The following is a 14,133-nucleotide window of genomic DNA, read 5'->3' on the forward strand; positions in this document are numbered from 1 at the left end:
TACGCTATGCTCGAAGAGCCGGCCATGGCAGCGTGACTCAAACCAAAATGCCTCCGGCAATCCCGGCGCGGTTCAGTATTGCTCATGATGGCTCCTACTTCTCAAGAGTTGGAGCCTCCGGCAATCCCGGCGCGGTTCACGCAAGCGGTGTTCCGAGGGACATTTGGTAAGCGCTGTTGTGAGGGCACGTTCCTGGATGGCGGCTGATCTGTGAGGTTTCCGATTCTGTTTTTGGATCGGAGATCGGCTTGTGCCTGGGCTTGACCTTACGCTTGAGTCTGAGCGGCAGGTTCATCGCTTTGAGGTGATCAATGGGGTCGGCGGGCGGCTGCGTTGGACGCTCGACGACGAGGCGAGGATCGGCGTGGTGACACTAGTGCTAGGCACGATTGTGAGGTGGCTCGCCGTCATGGTTTGCGGCCACAGCAGGTCTTTACCTGGCGCAGACAAGCGTGCAAGCGTGGGGCGTTGATGGAGGACGCGGTTGCCGTCGTTTGTGCTCGCAGTGATCGATCCGGCGGTCAGCGAAGCAACCGCAGCCCAATCTTTATCCCGCCCGAAGCTCCGCGCGACCAGGCTGCCAGCGCCGATCGAGCTGGAGATCGATGGTGCAGTGTTGCGCATCGGCAGAGGTGCCGACATGCAGACCATTGCGGCCGTGCCTGAGCAGTGTACATAGTGCTCTTTGGTTCAATGAACCTGGAAGTCAGAACCTAAAGTGAACAAAATGCCGAAAATGCTCTGTGACATAGTGCTCCTTTCCCAGTTTTCTGCCGCTTTCAGCTGAGACCACAATGTTGACATCGTAGGGGTCCCTGGTTCGATCCCAGGCACGCCCACCATCCGATCCCAATAAAACTAAGCCTTTCAGGCTACCTGCCGGACACTTTCCGTTATCCGCAGCGCCCCATTTGGGCGCAACTTGCGCGCATACAGGGGACGGGTGTGCCTTTGGCTCTTGCGGAAGACCGAATCGATCGCCTGATGCAGAGGGGCGTTCCGCGAATGCTTCATAGCTATCCGTCCTTGCCTCGCCGCGACCCGGCCAAAACGTCACGCTACCCAGCAGCGGGTGCTGGCCCGCAACGAGAGAAGGAGCCGTTAACAGTCAGCTCCCCGCTGCCTCCGACCAGACATTCTCCTTTTGGCGTAGGGCGCGTCTGAATGGATGCGCAGTCCATCAGCCACAAGGTTGATCGGAATCATAAGCGGGAGTTTGCGCCCTCAACGAAAGCATGACGGCAGGAAACCCGTTTTCCCAAATGCGTTCCGGTACTTGCCGGTGCAGAATCGAGCCGGACGCAGACGTGAGCGAGGGACATGTTTTTAACCCCCAAGCAGATCATCTATCCCATGCGTTACCTCCGTCCGCTACTCGAGAAGGGTAATGGTGCGGAGGAGCTGTTCACGGCCCGGCTCAGCGATTTCCTCGGAGGCGGAGTCCACATAATCCCTCTCGGGCGAGCCCGCGCGGGCATTCACCTCGCCGCGAAATTCGCGCGCCTTCGGACGGGGGGACGCAACCGCGTTGCGATGCTGCCCCACACCATCCCGGACGTGATCAACATGGTGCGTTTCGCGGGCTGCGAACCCGTCTTCATCGACACGCTCGAGAACTCGACCAATATCGACATCGATCATCTGGGCGAAATCCTCGACGAGTCGGTCTGCTGCGTGCTTATTACGCATTATCACGTCAATCAGGCGCGCCTCGACGACATAAGGGAGCTTTGCCGGCAGCGGAACGTGCTGCTGTTTGACGACTGCGCCATCGCTCTTGAAGGAGACTATGCCGGGCTGCGCATGGGTTCCACGACAGACGCGAGCATCTTCAGCATGTCCGGATTCAAATCGCTGAACTATGTCTGGGGCGGCGCGCTCGCAACCCGCCGCGAGGACATGGCTGCCTTCATGCGCGAGGAGCTTGCGCGGTACCCCGTGCTGACCCCGAAGCAGTACAAGGAACACATGCTCGCCGTGTTGAAATACGACATCGCGACGCGTCCGGTCGTCTTCCCGCTGATCACCTTCCCGACGATCAAACGCAAGATGCGCGCCTTTTCGGGGCAGGAGGCGCTGTCTTTCGTCCGGCGTGAGACGGAGAAGATCGAGGACACGGTGCTCAGCCGCCCGCGGCCGGGCGTTCTGAAGGAACTTGCGCGCAAGCTCGACGGGGTCAGCAAGCGCCTCGCCCACCGCCGCGCGATCGCCGCCATCTACGATCAGTTTCTCGCCGACCATCGCGTGGCGCCTGAGACGAGCGACGAGGTGAGGGCGGGCTCGTGCTTCACCTACTATCCCATCCTAGTGGATCCGGAGCGGCGGGACCGGATCTATCGGAAGATGATCGACCACAACTATCACATCGGGCTTTCGCTCTATCCAAATGTGCACGAACTCGAAGCCTTCTCCAGGATGCCCGGCCGCTCGATCAACATCTCGAAGCTCGTGCGCTCGATGATCTCACTGCCGACCCATCCCAAAGTGACGCGCGGCTACGCGCTCAAACTGGCCTCGATGCTTTCCAAGATCGCATACAGCTTCGCTCCTGCGATGATGTTTGTCTGAGTGCAAGCAAGTGGGTGTTTCACCGTGAAGGCTTCATCTCCAGACAGCGATCCGCGTACCGTAGGGGCAGTTCCTTCACGGTTTTGCAGCGAGCAAATCCGTCATCGTCTGAAGCGGTCGGCGGTCAAAAGTTTGCTTCAGAGGCGAGACTGCAACCAAGAACTGCTGCGAACGTTATAGCGCCAAACCCGCGGCCGCTTGCCCTGAGAGCGCCCCAAATTGCTCATAGTGTGAACCTATCATAAGCAAGAATGTGCGAATCGAGCAGATGGACCAAAGGGCTTCCATGAACGTGATAACGGATACGATAGAAGCGCCGGAAGACGAAATCAGCCTTCTGGACATTGCCGTTGCCATAGCGGAGTCGTGGAGGATTCTCGTTTTCGGTCCTATCGTCGTAGGCCTTTGCGTGTTTGGTTTCCTCTTCTTCACGCAGCAGGACCGCTACGCCTCGTCGGCGCTCCTTCAGATCACGCAAGGGGAAGCGGCGCTGCTCGAAAGCGCTAGCGTCGTCGATCCCGCCCTGGAGGCGGCTGATTGGGTTTCGCGCTATGGCGATGTTGCCGAGGCAAGGCGGGAGTTTCTGGAAAAAAGTCTGAAGACGGAAAAGGTTGGCGAGACTGAATATCTCCGCGTCACCGTGGAGGACCGTTCGCCCGAGTCGGCGCGTGCGATGCTGACCGCACTGATCTCCGAACTGATCCGGAACTCCGTGCCGCGCGACGAAGCAAGGCGCGCTCTGGAGCAGAAGCTGGAGACGCTGGAACGTTCCGCAGAAAGCATGAGGGAGAGCCTGGAGCGGCTCGACAGCCTCTATGACCGCGCCGTCAGTGGTGATACCGGCGCGGTGCCGTTTCTCGGCGAGGCTGGCCAGTCCTACGCCACTTTGATCTCGAGCATCACCTCGACCGAACAGGAAATTCTGGCCACGCGGATGGCCCTCGAAGGAAGTGTCACCACGTCCGACATTATTCAGGCGCCCACGCTTGAGGAGCAGCCGCTGCCGCAGAAGAAGCTTTTGAGCGCGGTTCTGGCCGCCTTCGCCACAGGCGTCGTTCTCCTGTTGTTTGCCTTCGTCCGTGCGGGCTTTGCCAACGCCGCGCAGGATGCAAGGTCGGCGGGCAAGGTTGAGAGGATCAAGCGCGCTTTCCGTCTCAAGAGGGTTTCCGACCGGCCGGGCAGGCTCTGAGGCTCGGCTCGGTCCTCAAGAAGCCGCCTCCTCAGCGCTCATTGCTATATCCGGCCCGCCAGTGCGCGGTGCAGGCTGATCCTGCTCAATGCCTGCCGCGCTCCTTCCACTTCGCGCGCAGCCAGAAGACCAGAAAGAAGGCGGCGACGAACATCACCGCCACGAGCACGGCTATAGCCGTCGAGAACTCGGCCACCGAGAGGATGATCCGCGGCAGAAGAAACCCGATGAGCCCGAAGCTCGCCAGGATCACGGCCGCGGCCACCAGAGCTCGGCGGTTGTCGCTCATAGGGTGAAGCCGCCATCGACGGGAATGGCCGTGCCCGTGGTGAAAGCCGACTCGTCGGCCGCCAGATAGACGGCCAGCGCGGCGACCTCCTCCGGCTCGCCGACGCGCCCCATAGGCTGGCGCTTAACGAACATCTCCAGCGCTTTTTCCTTGCCGCCCACGCTTTTCCCAAGCTCTTCGACGCGCGCCTCCCAGGAGGGCGAGCGGACCGTGCCGGGGCAGATCGCGTTGCAGCGAATGCCCTTGCCAATGAAATCGATAGCGACGGCCTTGGTCAGCCCGATGACAGCCGCCTTTGTGGCGCCGTAGACGTAGCGGTTGGGCGCGGCCTTGAGGGAGGAGGCGCCGGAGGCAAGATTGATGATCGAGCCCGAAGTGCCCTGGCGTTCGGCCCGCGCCAGCATGCCGGGAAGGAAAGCGCGAATCATGCGGTGCATCGACTTGACGTTGAGGTCGAAGGAGAAGTCCCAATCCTTCTCCGTGCAGTCGAGCACCGTGCCGTGATGCACAAAGCCCGCGACGTTGACCAGGATATCAATCTCGCCCACCTTCTCCGCATAGGCCTCGACCCGGCGGGTGGACATCACGTCGAGCTTCGCCTTCTTCGCCCGCCGCAGGCCCTCAAGCTTGCTGCGGTCGAGGTCGCTGGCGAACACTTCCGCACCCTCGGTCACGAAAGCCTCCGCTATTGCACGGCCGATTCCCTGACCTGCAGCCGTGACCACCGCGCGTTTACCCTTCAGCCTGCCCGCCATCTGCCCTCTCCATGAAAAATTTGAGACTTTTGACCTGTGTACCATCGGTAGCGAAATTTGCCGGCGCAAGCCAGCGTTCGAGCGCATGGCGGATCGCCGGCCATTCATGGTCGACGATCGCGAACCAGGCCGTGTCGCGGTTTTCGCCCTTGACCACCATGTGCTGGCGGAAGATGCCTTCGAAGCGGAAGCCGAAGCGCAGCGCGGCGCGCTTGGAAGGCTCGTTGCGGTTGTTGCACTTCCATTCGAAGCGCCGGTATCCGAGATCGTCGAAGATGTGCCGGGCAAAGAGGTAGAAGGCTTCTGTGGCAAGGCGCGTGCGCGCGATTTTCGGCCCCCAATAGATGCTGCCGATCTCCGCCACGCCGTTTGTGGTATCGATACGCATGAGGGCCTGACGTCCGCCGATCTCGTTGGTCGCCGCGTCGATCACGGCGAAGAAGAGCGGATCACGGCTTGCGGCCGCCTTCTCCAGCCATGGCTGGAAGTCGGCCCGGTTCGCTGGCGGATATTCGGACAGCCAGCGGAAGCGTTCAGGCGCATCGGGCACGCTGGATGCTGCGAATAGCCCGTCTCCATGGGTGGCGGGGTCGAGAGGCTCCAACCGCACATAGCGACCCGCAAGGGGCGCGCGGGCAGGGGCGGGGCGTGGGGACCAGTGTTCCAGGTCTTTCAAGAGACGCTCCTTCGATTGACTTTTTTGCATGAAGCTTCACAAAAGCTTCTCAGCGCGACAGAACCAGACGGAACTCCCGACATGCTCCAGACAGTGCCTGCCTTCGACCGTATCGGCGAGGAGAACGCTTTTGCCGTTCTTGCAAGGGCGACGGAACTCGCCCATCAGGGCCGTGACATCATCAATTTGGGCATCGGCCAGCCGGACTTCCGCACGCCTGAGCACATCGTGGAGGCCGCCGTCAAGGCGCTGCGCGACGGCCATCATGGCTATACCCCGGCAACCGGGATACTGGCTGCGCGCGAGGCTGTGGTCCGCCGCACGCTTGCGATCACGGGCGTGGAAGTCTCGCCGGACAATGTGATGATCCTGCCGGGCGGCAAGCCCACCATGTATGCCGCCATCGTCATGTTCGGTGCGCCGGGAACGGAAATTCTCTATCCCGATCCGGGCTTCCCCATCTACCGGTCGATGATCGAGTTCACGGGCGCCACTCCGATTCCCGTACCGATCCGGGAGGAGAACGGCTTTGCCTTCTCGGCGGAGGAGACGCTGTCCCTGATCACGCCGAGGACAAGGCTTCTGATCCTCAACTCACCGGCGAACCCGACGGGCGGCGTTGCGCCGCGCGCCGAGATCGAGAAGCTGGTGAAGGGGCTCGAGGCACATCCGCACGTGGCTGTGCTGTCCGACGAGATCTATGACGTCATGACCTATGACGGCGAGAAGGCCACCTCCCTGCTCGTCTTCCCGGAAATCCGCGACCGGCTGATCGTGCTCAACGGCTGGTCGAAGACCTGGGCCATGACCGGCTGGCGGCTTGGCTGGTCGATCTGGCCCGACCGGCTCTATGACAAGGTGCGCAAGCTCGCGGTCAATTGCTGGTCCTGCGTCAATGCTCCAGCGCAGTATGCGGGCATCGCCGCAATCGACGGCCCGCAGGACGACGTGGAGAAGATGATGCGCGCCTTCGATTCACGCCGGAAGATCGTGGTCGAGGGGCTGAATGGCCTTCCCGGCTTCTCCTGCCTCACGCCCAAGGGCGCCTTCTACGCCTTTCCCAATATCAGGGGAACCGGCTGGAAGGCCAAGGCGCTGGCCTCTGCGCTTCTGGAGGAGGCGGGCGTGGCGCTCATCGGCGGACCGGATTTCGGCGTGCTCGGCGAAGGCTACATCCGGGTCTCCTATGCGAATTCCGAGGAGAACATTCTGCGCGCGATCGAACGGATCGGGGAGTTTCTGGCGGCGAAGAGGCCATAGAACGTTTGCCTCGCATCGGCGGCGCTGCGGATTCCTCTATTCCATAGGGAAGAAGAACCGGATCGCCAGTACGGCGGCAATGCCGACCACGATGTTCATCGGAATGCCGATCTTCAGGAAATCCGAGAAGCGGTAGTCACCCGCGCCATAGACCAGCGTGTTGGTCTGATAGCCGATGGGCGTGGCGAAGCTGGCACTGGCGCCGAACATCACCGCCACGACGAAGGGGCGGGGATCCACGCCAAGCTGGTCGGCAAGGCCGATGGAGATCGGCGTCAGAAGCACGGCCACAGCATTGTTCGTGATGACCTCCGTCAGAACTGAGGTCAGCAGATAGATGGCCAGCAATGTCAGGAAGGGCGGCAGATCGGCCAGGAGCGGCGCGACGGCACCTACAATCAGTTCGATGCTGCCCGCCTGCTGCAAACCCTCTCCCACCACCAGCATGGCGAAGATGAGGACGAGGATCGAGGCATCGATGGAGTCCCACGCCTCGTCGGCGTCTATGCAGCGAAGAAGCAGGATGCCCGCGACCGCAAGCAGCGCCAGCGCGCCGATATCGGCCACGCCATATGCCGAAAGGATCACCACCGACCCAAGCGCCAGCACGGCCACCGGCGCCATGCGCCGCCGGAAAGCCCGTCCGCTCGGCCGGGTGACGGTGACGAGGTCCGCTTCCTCCGCAAGAGCATCGAAGCTTGCTGCCGGCCCCTCAAGCAGGAGCTTGTCGGCGGGCCGCAAGCGCACATTGTCGAGATCGGGGCCGGGAATGTGGCGATGGCGGCTCGCCCCAAGCACCCGCACGCCGAAGCGCCTGCCCAGGGTAAGATCGGCGATGCGCCGGCCGGCGCTTGCCCGCCTTGGGGCGACAACCGCCTCCACGACCACTGAATCGGCCTGTGAGGCCGGTCCGCGCCTCAATCCAACGCGCAGTTCCTCCCGCTCGTTGAGCGTCAGGAGCTCTGAGGTCGTGGCCATGACGATCAGCGTATCGCCCTTCTTGAGCGTTCGTTCCTTGATGCCGGAACGGATGACCTCGTTTCCGGTTCTCACGCCAATGATGCGCAACCCCGGCCGTTGAAAGGCGGCAATTTCGCCTATCGGCTGACGCGTGTACCGCCCTTCGGTGCGCACCGTGATTTCCGAGAAGAATTGCGTCTCGCCCGCTGTCGTTTCGTCGCTGGATGCGCCGCGATCCGGCAGGACGAAACGGCCGAATACAAGCAGCATGGTTATGCCGGCCGCTGCCGTGACGATCCCCACAGGCGTGATCTCGAAGATGGAAAACGGCTCGAGCCCGTTGCTGCGGGCTACACCATCCACGAGAAGATTGGTGGAGGTGCCGATGAGCGTGCATGTGCCACCCAGGATCGAGACATAGGAGAGCGGAATGAGCAGCCGGGTGGGCGCCACGTTCAGCGCTCCCGCAAGGCGGATGACGATGGGGATCAGGATCAGCACCACCGGCGTGTTGTTCATGAAGGCCGAGGCCAGGAGGGCGGCCAGGGCGAAGACCAGAAGCGCGCCGATCGGCCGTTTCTTCGCCTGCGAGATGATCGAATCCGAAACGGTCTGCAAAACTCCGGTGCGCACCAGCGCGCCCGACAACACGAACATGGCGGCAATGGTAACAGGCGCGGGATTGGCGACGACGCCCATCACCTCTTCCACCGGCACGAAGCCCAGAAGCATGAAGGCGGCCGCACCGCCAATCGCCGTCACCTCCGGCGGATACAGTTCCGTGATGAAAGCAATAAACAGCGCCAGGAGAAGCGCGATCGCGATGTATGGTTCGTAGCCGGATAGGATTACGTCCATGATGTGTCCGCTTCAGCGCCCCTCAACGCCGCGCCGCGGCGAGGGTTCCCTGCGGCAGGCGATCGGGCTTGGCGGGATGGGATCGATTTGCGAAGGGCCTGAACAAGGTTGGGGCGGCCTCTGGGACCGCCCCGGTTCGAACCTGCTTGGGAGGAGGAAAGCGGATTCGACGAAAGGCATCATCGCCGTTGTCCGTTAAAAAATGGTTAATGCGACAACCTTGGCGAGAAAAATTGCCGCTGAAAGCTCCTATTCCGGTTATTCGCCCACCACGGGTCTCAACCGTGCCGGCTCGACGGAGACGGCCTTGATAAGGGCCGTCACCGGCTTGCCGGGTTGAAGGGCGAGTGCGTCCGCGGACTTCGCGGTGATGCGGGAGATGATCCGTTCGCTGCCGAATGAAAGCATCACCCGTGCAAACGGCCCTTCCAGAGCCACCGCCTGCACGACGCAGGGAAGCTGATTGCGAATGGACAGTCCCTCATGCGGCGTTGTCGCTAGCGCCACGTCCGAGGCCCGGATCCTGAGCCGCAGCCGCGCGCCGGCCGGAAGCCCGCGCTCGGAAAGCTCGATGGTCCCGCCGCCAAGCGCGACGATTGCGGTGCCGTAGGTCTCATCGTGCCCAGTCACCCGACCTTCGAGGATTGCGACCGGGCCGCCGTCCTCGCCGGCATCGCCAAGAATCTCCGCCGCGGTACCGATCGCGCGAACGCGGCCCTCATCGATGGCGACAACGCGATCTGCAAGCCGCGCCACCTCGTCCGTTTCATGGCTCACATAGATGATGGGGATGTGCGCCTCGGCGGCGACCGCCTCCAGATATGGGAGGATTTCCGCGCGCCGCTCACGATCGAGCGAAGAGAGCGGCTCGTCCATCAGAAGGATTTCCGGTTCGGAAAGCAGTGCGCGGCCGATCGCGACCCGCTGCCGCTCTCCGCCTGAAAGCGTATCGGGATAGCGGTCCACATGGGCCTCGAGCCCAAGCAGTGCAACGATCTCTTCCAGAGGCCTGCGCGCCCTGCGCCCTCCGGCCCAGCGCCCGTAGGTGAGGTTGTGCCGCACCGTCAGGTGCGGGAAGAGCCGGTCTTCCTGAAAGACGAAGCCGATGCCGCGTTTGCGCGCCGGCAGGTCGATGCGCGCTTCTGAATCGAAGAGCACGCGTGATCCAGCCGCGATCCGGCCCGAATCGGGTCTGGCCGTGCCGGCCATCATCTTCAGGATCGTGCTCTTGCCGGCCCCGGAGCGCCCGAAAAGGGCCGTTACGCCCGGCTCCGCACGAAATTGCGCTCTGACGGTAAAGCTGCCTCTCCTGCCGCTTATGTCGACGTCAAGCACGGTCATCGCCGCCTCCTTTCGACAGGCGTCTGGCCACCCATTCCGACACCAGCACCGCCCCGACCGCAAGCAGGACCGAAAGGCCGATCAGGCGCAGCGCGGCCGCGTCACCCTCGGGCGTCTGCAGAAGCGCATAGATGGCAAGCGAAAGCGTCTGCGTTTCGCCGGGGATGTTGGAAACGAAGGTGATGGTCGCGCCGAATTCGCCCAGCGCCTTGGCGAAGCCCAGCACCGCGCCCGCCATCAGCCCCGGAAGGGCAAGCGGCAGAGTGACCGTCAGGAAGACGACCGGGCTAGCCGCGCCAAGCGTGCTTGCCGCCTCCTCAAGTCCGCGATCGACGGCTTCCAGCGACAGCCGGATGGGCCGGACAATGAGCGGAAACGCCATGACCCCCGCGGCGAGCGCAGCACCCGTCCAGCGGAAAGCGAAGCTCATGCCGAACAGATCCTCCAGGAGCCGGCCGAGCGGCCCGCGGGAGCCGAACAGCACGAGCAGGCCGTAGCCGGTGACCACCGGCGGAAGTACCAGCGGCAGCGTGACCACCGCCTGCAGGAGCGCCTTGCCGAAGAAGCGCCGCCGCGCCAGCAGCCACGCGACGGCGAATGCGGGAATGAGCGAAAAACCGGTGGCGGCGAGCGCCACCTTGGCGGAAAGAAGCAGGATGCCGATCTCGGCTTCGGCCATCGCCTCAGTACGCCTCGGACACTGGCGAGGTGAAGCCCCGCTCGCGGAAGATCGCCTGTCCTGCCTCGCTCGACAGGAAATCGAGGAAAGCACGCGCGGCAGGCTGCGCCTGCGCGGTGGCCGCCGCCTGATAGGTGATGGGCGGATGGCCTTCCGGCGGGAAGGTGTAGAGGAGCGACAGTCCTTCGGCGGTTTGAAGGTCCGAGGAATAGACGATCGCGACCTCCACCTCACCCCGTCTGGCAAGCTCCAGAGCCACCCTCACATTCTCGCCGAACACCGCGCGATCCTTCGCCATTTCCCACAGGCCGAAATGTTCGAGAGCCGCCTGGGCGTAGCGTCCCGCTGGAACGTGGGAAGGATCACCCATGGCGAACCGGCCTTCGCGCAGGATGGTAGCTGGATCGGCGCCGCCGGGGAGGGGATTTGCTCCGGCAATGACCAGCGCGTTACCGGCGACGGTGCGGCGGGTATCCTCCGCGATCGCGCCGCGTTCGGAAAGCCAGTCCATCCACGCCCGGTCAGCGGAGATGTAGACATCGGCAGGCGCTCCCGCCTCGATCTGGCGGGCGAGTACGGAACTGGCGGCCAGCGAAACGGCCGTCTCGATGCCTGTATCGACCTCGAAATCCGCGGCGACCTGGTCCATCACTTCCTTGAGGCTGGCCGCGGCGAAGATGGTGATGCGCTCGGCTGCCTGCGCGCCCGGCGCAACGAAGCCGAAAAGAAGAAGGAGAATCAGGGTCCGTATGCGCAACACATCCTCCATGGCCGGCGCAAATTGCGATGCGCTTGAAGAAAAGGATGTGATGGTGGACAAGCCTCGCACCCGCGCCCCGGATGCGGCTCGGCCCTTGACGCAGAGGCGACCGATCACCGTCGCCCGCACCGGCTGAAGCGGTGCGACGCCACTTTATGACGCCGGCCGATCAATTGGCAAGGCGGAGAACGCCGGCAGGTGCCAGCGCTCAGGCTGTCGACTCGCTCACGGTCGCTTCGATGTGATCGACCAGCGTGTCGGGCAGCTTGAGGCGCCCGGCAAGCATGTTGAGATACCCGCGCTCGGCGCGGCTCTTGGGCTCGATGGCAAGCCGCGAGGCGGTGTAAAGCTCGACCTTCTGCGCATCGGTCTTTGCGGCGGCGACAAGGGCGTCGATGTCCAACGGCTTTTCCAGCTCGCTCATGAGGAAGGCCTCTCCCTCCCGGTCGAGCCCGCTTTCCTTCAGACGAGCGGCAATCCTGCGGCGCTCTTCTTCGTCGATATGCCCGTCCGCGCGGGCGGCGGCGATCATGGCGCGCACCAGGGCGAAAGCGAACTCGCTCTCCCCTTGTGGGGCCTGCGCGGGATGGAAGCCGGTGCCTTCGAGCGGCGGCAAAAGGTTTGTCTCCTTATCGCTCGCTGCGTCACCCGGAGTCTTGCCGTTCTGGTAGTTCTGGTAGGCCTTGTAGGCGAGGCCCGCGATGGCGGCCATGCCGCCCAGCTTCAGCGCCTGCTTGGTCAGTTTCCGGCCGGTCCCGGTGCCGAGGAGCGCCGCCACGATGGCTCCCGCTGCCAACGGATTGTCCTTGGCGAAACCGGTCACCCGGTCGGCATAATCCTTCGTCGATGAATTTCTGCCCGGTTCCCGTGCGCCCAGAAATTCGTCGAGCAGCCTCTTCGGATCGATCATCGCGTTCTCCTCTTCGGGAAGGTTTCCTTCGGGAGGTAGGAACCGCGCCCTTCCATTGCAATCGGGTCCGCAGGCGGGGACAGAGCCGTGGATAAAAATGGCATTTCAGAGAAAACTCCCCGCGGGATACAGGGCGTTGAGCAGGTGCATCGGGGCGAAGGCGAGGAATTTTTTCCCCGCGTCCCTAGGGCAGACGAGAATCGGCCAAAACGGAGGCCTGCTTATGTTTTCTGCCGAGACCATCGCCCTGATCACCCGCGCCGCCCGCGAAGCGGACCTAGAGCCCGCCGTTCTGCTTGCCGTTGCCGAGGTCGAATCGGGCGGCCGGACACACGCGCTCATCAAGGGCCGCACCGAGCCGCTGATCCGCTTCGAAGGACATTATTTCGACCGGCGGCTGTCCGAGGCCGACCGCATCCGTGCGCGGCGCGAAGGGCTTGCGGCCCCGGCCGCGGGCGCGGTTCGCAATCCGCCGGGGCAGGCGGCCCGCTGGAGGATGCTGGAATCCGCGGCCGCCATCGACCGCCGGGCGGCCTATGAATCCACGTCCTGGGGCGTGGGGCAGGTGATGGGCGCCCACTGGGCGTGGCTCGGCTATCGTAATGTGGATGCGCTGGTCGCGGAAGCGCGAAGCGGGCTTGAGGGACAGCTTCGCCTCATGCTGCGCTACATCGAGAAAGCCGGGCTCAAGGATGCGCTGCGCGAGCGCAACTGGGTCGCTTTCGCGCGGGGCTACAACGGCCCGGACTATGCCAGAAACAGCTATCACCTGCGTCTCGCGCTCGCCTATCGCCGCCATGCGCGCCTGGCGGAGGCCCGTGCCCGCGAGGGGGAGGCCATGCTGATGCAGGGGGATAGCGGCAGCGCGGTCCGGCAGTTGCAAAGCACGCTTTCGCGCCTCGGCCACAGGGTGGCGATCGATGGCATCTTCGGCCCCGAGACGGATGCGGCTTTGCGCGCCTTTCAGCGTCGCCATGGACTCTCGGCCGACGGCATCGTCGGGCCGCGGACGAGCGCAGCCCTTCGAGAGGCTCTGCAGCCTGCCGGCATCGCCGGGCGGCTGAGCGGGGCGATCGCCGCCTTCTTGCAGCGCATTCTCGCGGCATTCCGCTGAAGATGGCTTCTGTCAGGTTGAACGCAGCCAGGAGTGTTGCGTTCATCATCGGCCGGCGGCGATCTTCGTTTGAACTTGCCGCATGAATTGGTCTATGAGAGCCGCGTTCATTCTGTGGAGTCGGTGATGAGGAACAAGACAGAGCGCCTTGTGGAAATCCTGTCGGGCCAGCCCGTTATTCCGGTGCTCAAGATCGACCGCATCGCCGATGCCGTCCCTCTTGCACGGGCACTGGTGCGGGGCGGGCTGAAGGCTATCGAGATCACGTTGCGCACGCCCGATGCCCTCGATGCGATCCGGCAGGTGGCGGACGAGGTGCCGGAAGCAATCGTCGGCGCCGGCACGATCCTTTCGCAGAAGGATTTCGCCGGAGCGGAGGCTGCCGGAGCCCGCTTCATCGTCTCGCCGGGCGCAACCCGGGCGCTGCTTGATGCCGCTAGCCGGTCGGGCGTGCCGTTCCTGCCCGGCGCGGTGACCCCCAGCGAGATCATGGCCCTGCGGGACGAAGGCTATGAAGTGCTGAAATTCTTCCCCGCCGAGCAGTCGGGCGGCACGGCTTTCCTGAGGTCGCTTGCCTCGCCGCTCGCAGGTATGCGTTTCTGCCCCACCAGCGGCATTTCGCAGAAGAACGCCGCGGATTATCTTGCACTCCCCAACGTCATCTGCGTGGGCGGTTCATGGGTCGCGCCCGACGCGGAGCTTGCCTCCGGCAACTGGGCGGCAGTGGAGGAACTTGCGCGCCAGGCTGCGAGCCTCGCGCGCGGCTAACGCCTG

Annotated in this window: 14 protein-coding genes; 6 read left to right on the top strand and 8 right to left on the bottom strand. The window is 63.6% G+C overall.

Annotated features, from left to right (window positions below; translation table 11 throughout):
* Window positions 1-484: 484 nt before the first annotated feature.
* From NYR54_RS17510 to NYR54_RS17520, 3 genes are all read left to right on the top strand, one after another.
* Window positions 485-679 (top strand): hypothetical protein, encoded by a 195-nt coding sequence (locus tag NYR54_RS17510; RefSeq protein ID WP_261517013.1) that lies wholly within the window; start codon window positions 485-487, stop codon window positions 677-679.
* A 641-nt stretch (window positions 680-1,320) separates the two neighbouring features.
* Complete coding sequence (locus tag NYR54_RS17515) at window positions 1,321-2,568, top strand: DegT/DnrJ/EryC1/StrS family aminotransferase (RefSeq protein WP_261517014.1); 1,248 nt, start codon at window positions 1,321-1,323, stop codon at window positions 2,566-2,568.
* Window positions 2,569-2,854: 286 nt separating this feature from the next.
* A complete protein-coding gene (locus NYR54_RS17520) occupies window positions 2,855-3,757 on the top strand; it encodes a GumC domain-containing protein (protein ID WP_261517015.1) in 903 nt (300 codons plus the stop codon).
* A gap of 85 nt (window positions 3,758-3,842) precedes the next feature.
* On the opposite strand, the gene NYR54_RS17525 is transcribed toward NYR54_RS17520, so the two are convergent.
* From NYR54_RS17525 to NYR54_RS17535, 3 genes are read right to left on the bottom strand one after another with little or no spacing between them, the layout of a single operon-like run.
* Window positions 3,843-4,046 (bottom strand): hypothetical protein, encoded by a 204-nt coding sequence (locus NYR54_RS17525; RefSeq protein WP_261517016.1) that lies wholly within the window; start codon window positions 4,044-4,046, stop codon window positions 3,843-3,845.
* Window positions 4,043-4,801 carry an SDR family oxidoreductase gene (locus tag NYR54_RS17530; RefSeq protein WP_261517017.1) on the bottom strand — a complete coding sequence of 253 codons (759 nt, stop codon included), beginning with the start codon at window positions 4,799-4,801 and terminating at the stop codon, window positions 4,043-4,045. The genes NYR54_RS17525 and NYR54_RS17530 overlap by 4 nt, the downstream gene beginning before the upstream one ends.
* Complete coding sequence (locus NYR54_RS17535; RefSeq protein ID WP_261517018.1) at window positions 4,779-5,477, bottom strand: GNAT family N-acetyltransferase; 699 nt, start codon at window positions 5,475-5,477, stop codon at window positions 4,779-4,781. The genes NYR54_RS17530 and NYR54_RS17535 overlap by 23 nt, the downstream gene beginning before the upstream one ends.
* A gap of 81 nt (window positions 5,478-5,558) precedes the next feature.
* On the opposite strand from NYR54_RS17535, the gene NYR54_RS17540 reads away from it, so the two are divergent.
* Window positions 5,559-6,737, top strand: a complete 1,179-nt coding sequence (locus tag NYR54_RS17540; protein WP_261517019.1) for a pyridoxal phosphate-dependent aminotransferase — start codon at window positions 5,559-5,561, stop codon at window positions 6,735-6,737.
* Window positions 6,738-6,773: 36 nt separating this feature from the next.
* On the opposite strand, the gene NYR54_RS17545 is transcribed toward NYR54_RS17540, so the two are convergent.
* The 5 genes from NYR54_RS17545 to NYR54_RS17565 form a co-directional block, all read right to left on the bottom strand.
* Complete coding sequence (locus NYR54_RS17545) at window positions 6,774-8,555, bottom strand: SLC13 family permease (protein ID WP_261517020.1); 1,782 nt, start codon at window positions 8,553-8,555, stop codon at window positions 6,774-6,776.
* A 258-nt stretch (window positions 8,556-8,813) separates the two neighbouring features.
* Window positions 8,814-9,896, bottom strand: coding sequence for a molybdenum ABC transporter ATP-binding protein (gene modC, locus NYR54_RS17550; RefSeq protein WP_261517021.1), 1,083 nt, complete (start codon window positions 9,894-9,896; stop codon window positions 8,814-8,816).
* A complete protein-coding gene (modB, locus tag NYR54_RS17555; RefSeq protein WP_261517022.1) occupies window positions 9,883-10,575 on the bottom strand; it encodes a molybdate ABC transporter permease subunit in 693 nt (230 codons plus the stop codon). The genes modC and modB overlap by 14 nt, the downstream gene beginning before the upstream one ends.
* A gap of 4 nt (window positions 10,576-10,579) precedes the next feature.
* Entirely contained in the window at window positions 10,580-11,335 is a 756-nt protein-coding gene (gene modA, locus NYR54_RS17560) for a molybdate ABC transporter substrate-binding protein (protein ID WP_423738639.1), read from the bottom strand.
* 208 nt (window positions 11,336-11,543) lie between these two features.
* Window positions 11,544-12,245 carry a tellurite resistance TerB family protein gene (locus NYR54_RS17565; RefSeq protein ID WP_261517024.1) on the bottom strand — a complete coding sequence of 234 codons (702 nt, stop codon included), beginning with the start codon at window positions 12,243-12,245 and terminating at the stop codon, window positions 11,544-11,546.
* A 223-nt stretch (window positions 12,246-12,468) separates the two neighbouring features.
* On the opposite strand from NYR54_RS17565, the gene NYR54_RS17570 reads away from it, so the two are divergent.
* Both NYR54_RS17570 and NYR54_RS17575 read left to right on the top strand, forming a co-directional pair.
* Window positions 12,469-13,359, top strand: coding sequence for an N-acetylmuramidase domain-containing protein (locus NYR54_RS17570; protein ID WP_261517025.1), 891 nt, complete (start codon window positions 12,469-12,471; stop codon window positions 13,357-13,359).
* A gap of 126 nt (window positions 13,360-13,485) precedes the next feature.
* A complete protein-coding gene (locus NYR54_RS17575; RefSeq protein WP_261517026.1) occupies window positions 13,486-14,127 on the top strand; it encodes a 2-dehydro-3-deoxy-phosphogluconate aldolase in 642 nt (213 codons plus the stop codon).
* Window positions 14,128-14,133: the final 6 nt, after the last annotated feature.

Source organism: Chelativorans petroleitrophicus (assembly GCF_025398195.1).
Classification (GTDB): Bacteria; Pseudomonadota; Alphaproteobacteria; order Rhizobiales; family Rhizobiaceae; genus Chelativorans; species Chelativorans petroleitrophicus.

Coding starts and splice junctions, on each gene's coding strand:
- NYR54_RS17520 (WP_261517015.1), top strand. CDS start 2,855: ATGAACGTGATAACGGATACGATAGAAGCGCCGGAAGACGAAATCAGC.
- modC (WP_261517021.1), bottom strand. CDS start 9,896: ATGACCGTGCTTGACGTCGACATAAGCGGCAGGAGAGGCAGCTTTACC.
- NYR54_RS17570 (WP_261517025.1), top strand. CDS start 12,469: ATGTTTTCTGCCGAGACCATCGCCCTGATCACCCGCGCCGCCCGCGAA.
- NYR54_RS17540 (WP_261517019.1), top strand. CDS start 5,559: ATGCTCCAGACAGTGCCTGCCTTCGACCGTATCGGCGAGGAGAACGCT.
- NYR54_RS17565 (WP_261517024.1), bottom strand. CDS start 12,245: ATGATCGATCCGAAGAGGCTGCTCGACGAATTTCTGGGCGCACGGGAA.
- NYR54_RS17515 (WP_261517014.1), top strand. CDS start 1,321: ATGTTTTTAACCCCCAAGCAGATCATCTATCCCATGCGTTACCTCCGT.
- NYR54_RS17575 (WP_261517026.1), top strand. CDS start 13,486: ATGAGGAACAAGACAGAGCGCCTTGTGGAAATCCTGTCGGGCCAGCCC.
- NYR54_RS17545 (WP_261517020.1), bottom strand. CDS start 8,555: ATGGACGTAATCCTATCCGGCTACGAACCATACATCGCGATCGCGCTT.
- modB (WP_261517022.1), bottom strand. CDS start 10,575: ATGGCCGAAGCCGAGATCGGCATCCTGCTTCTTTCCGCCAAGGTGGCG.
- NYR54_RS17525 (WP_261517016.1), bottom strand. CDS start 4,046: ATGAGCGACAACCGCCGAGCTCTGGTGGCCGCGGCCGTGATCCTGGCG.
- NYR54_RS17530 (WP_261517017.1), bottom strand. CDS start 4,801: ATGGCGGGCAGGCTGAAGGGTAAACGCGCGGTGGTCACGGCTGCAGGT.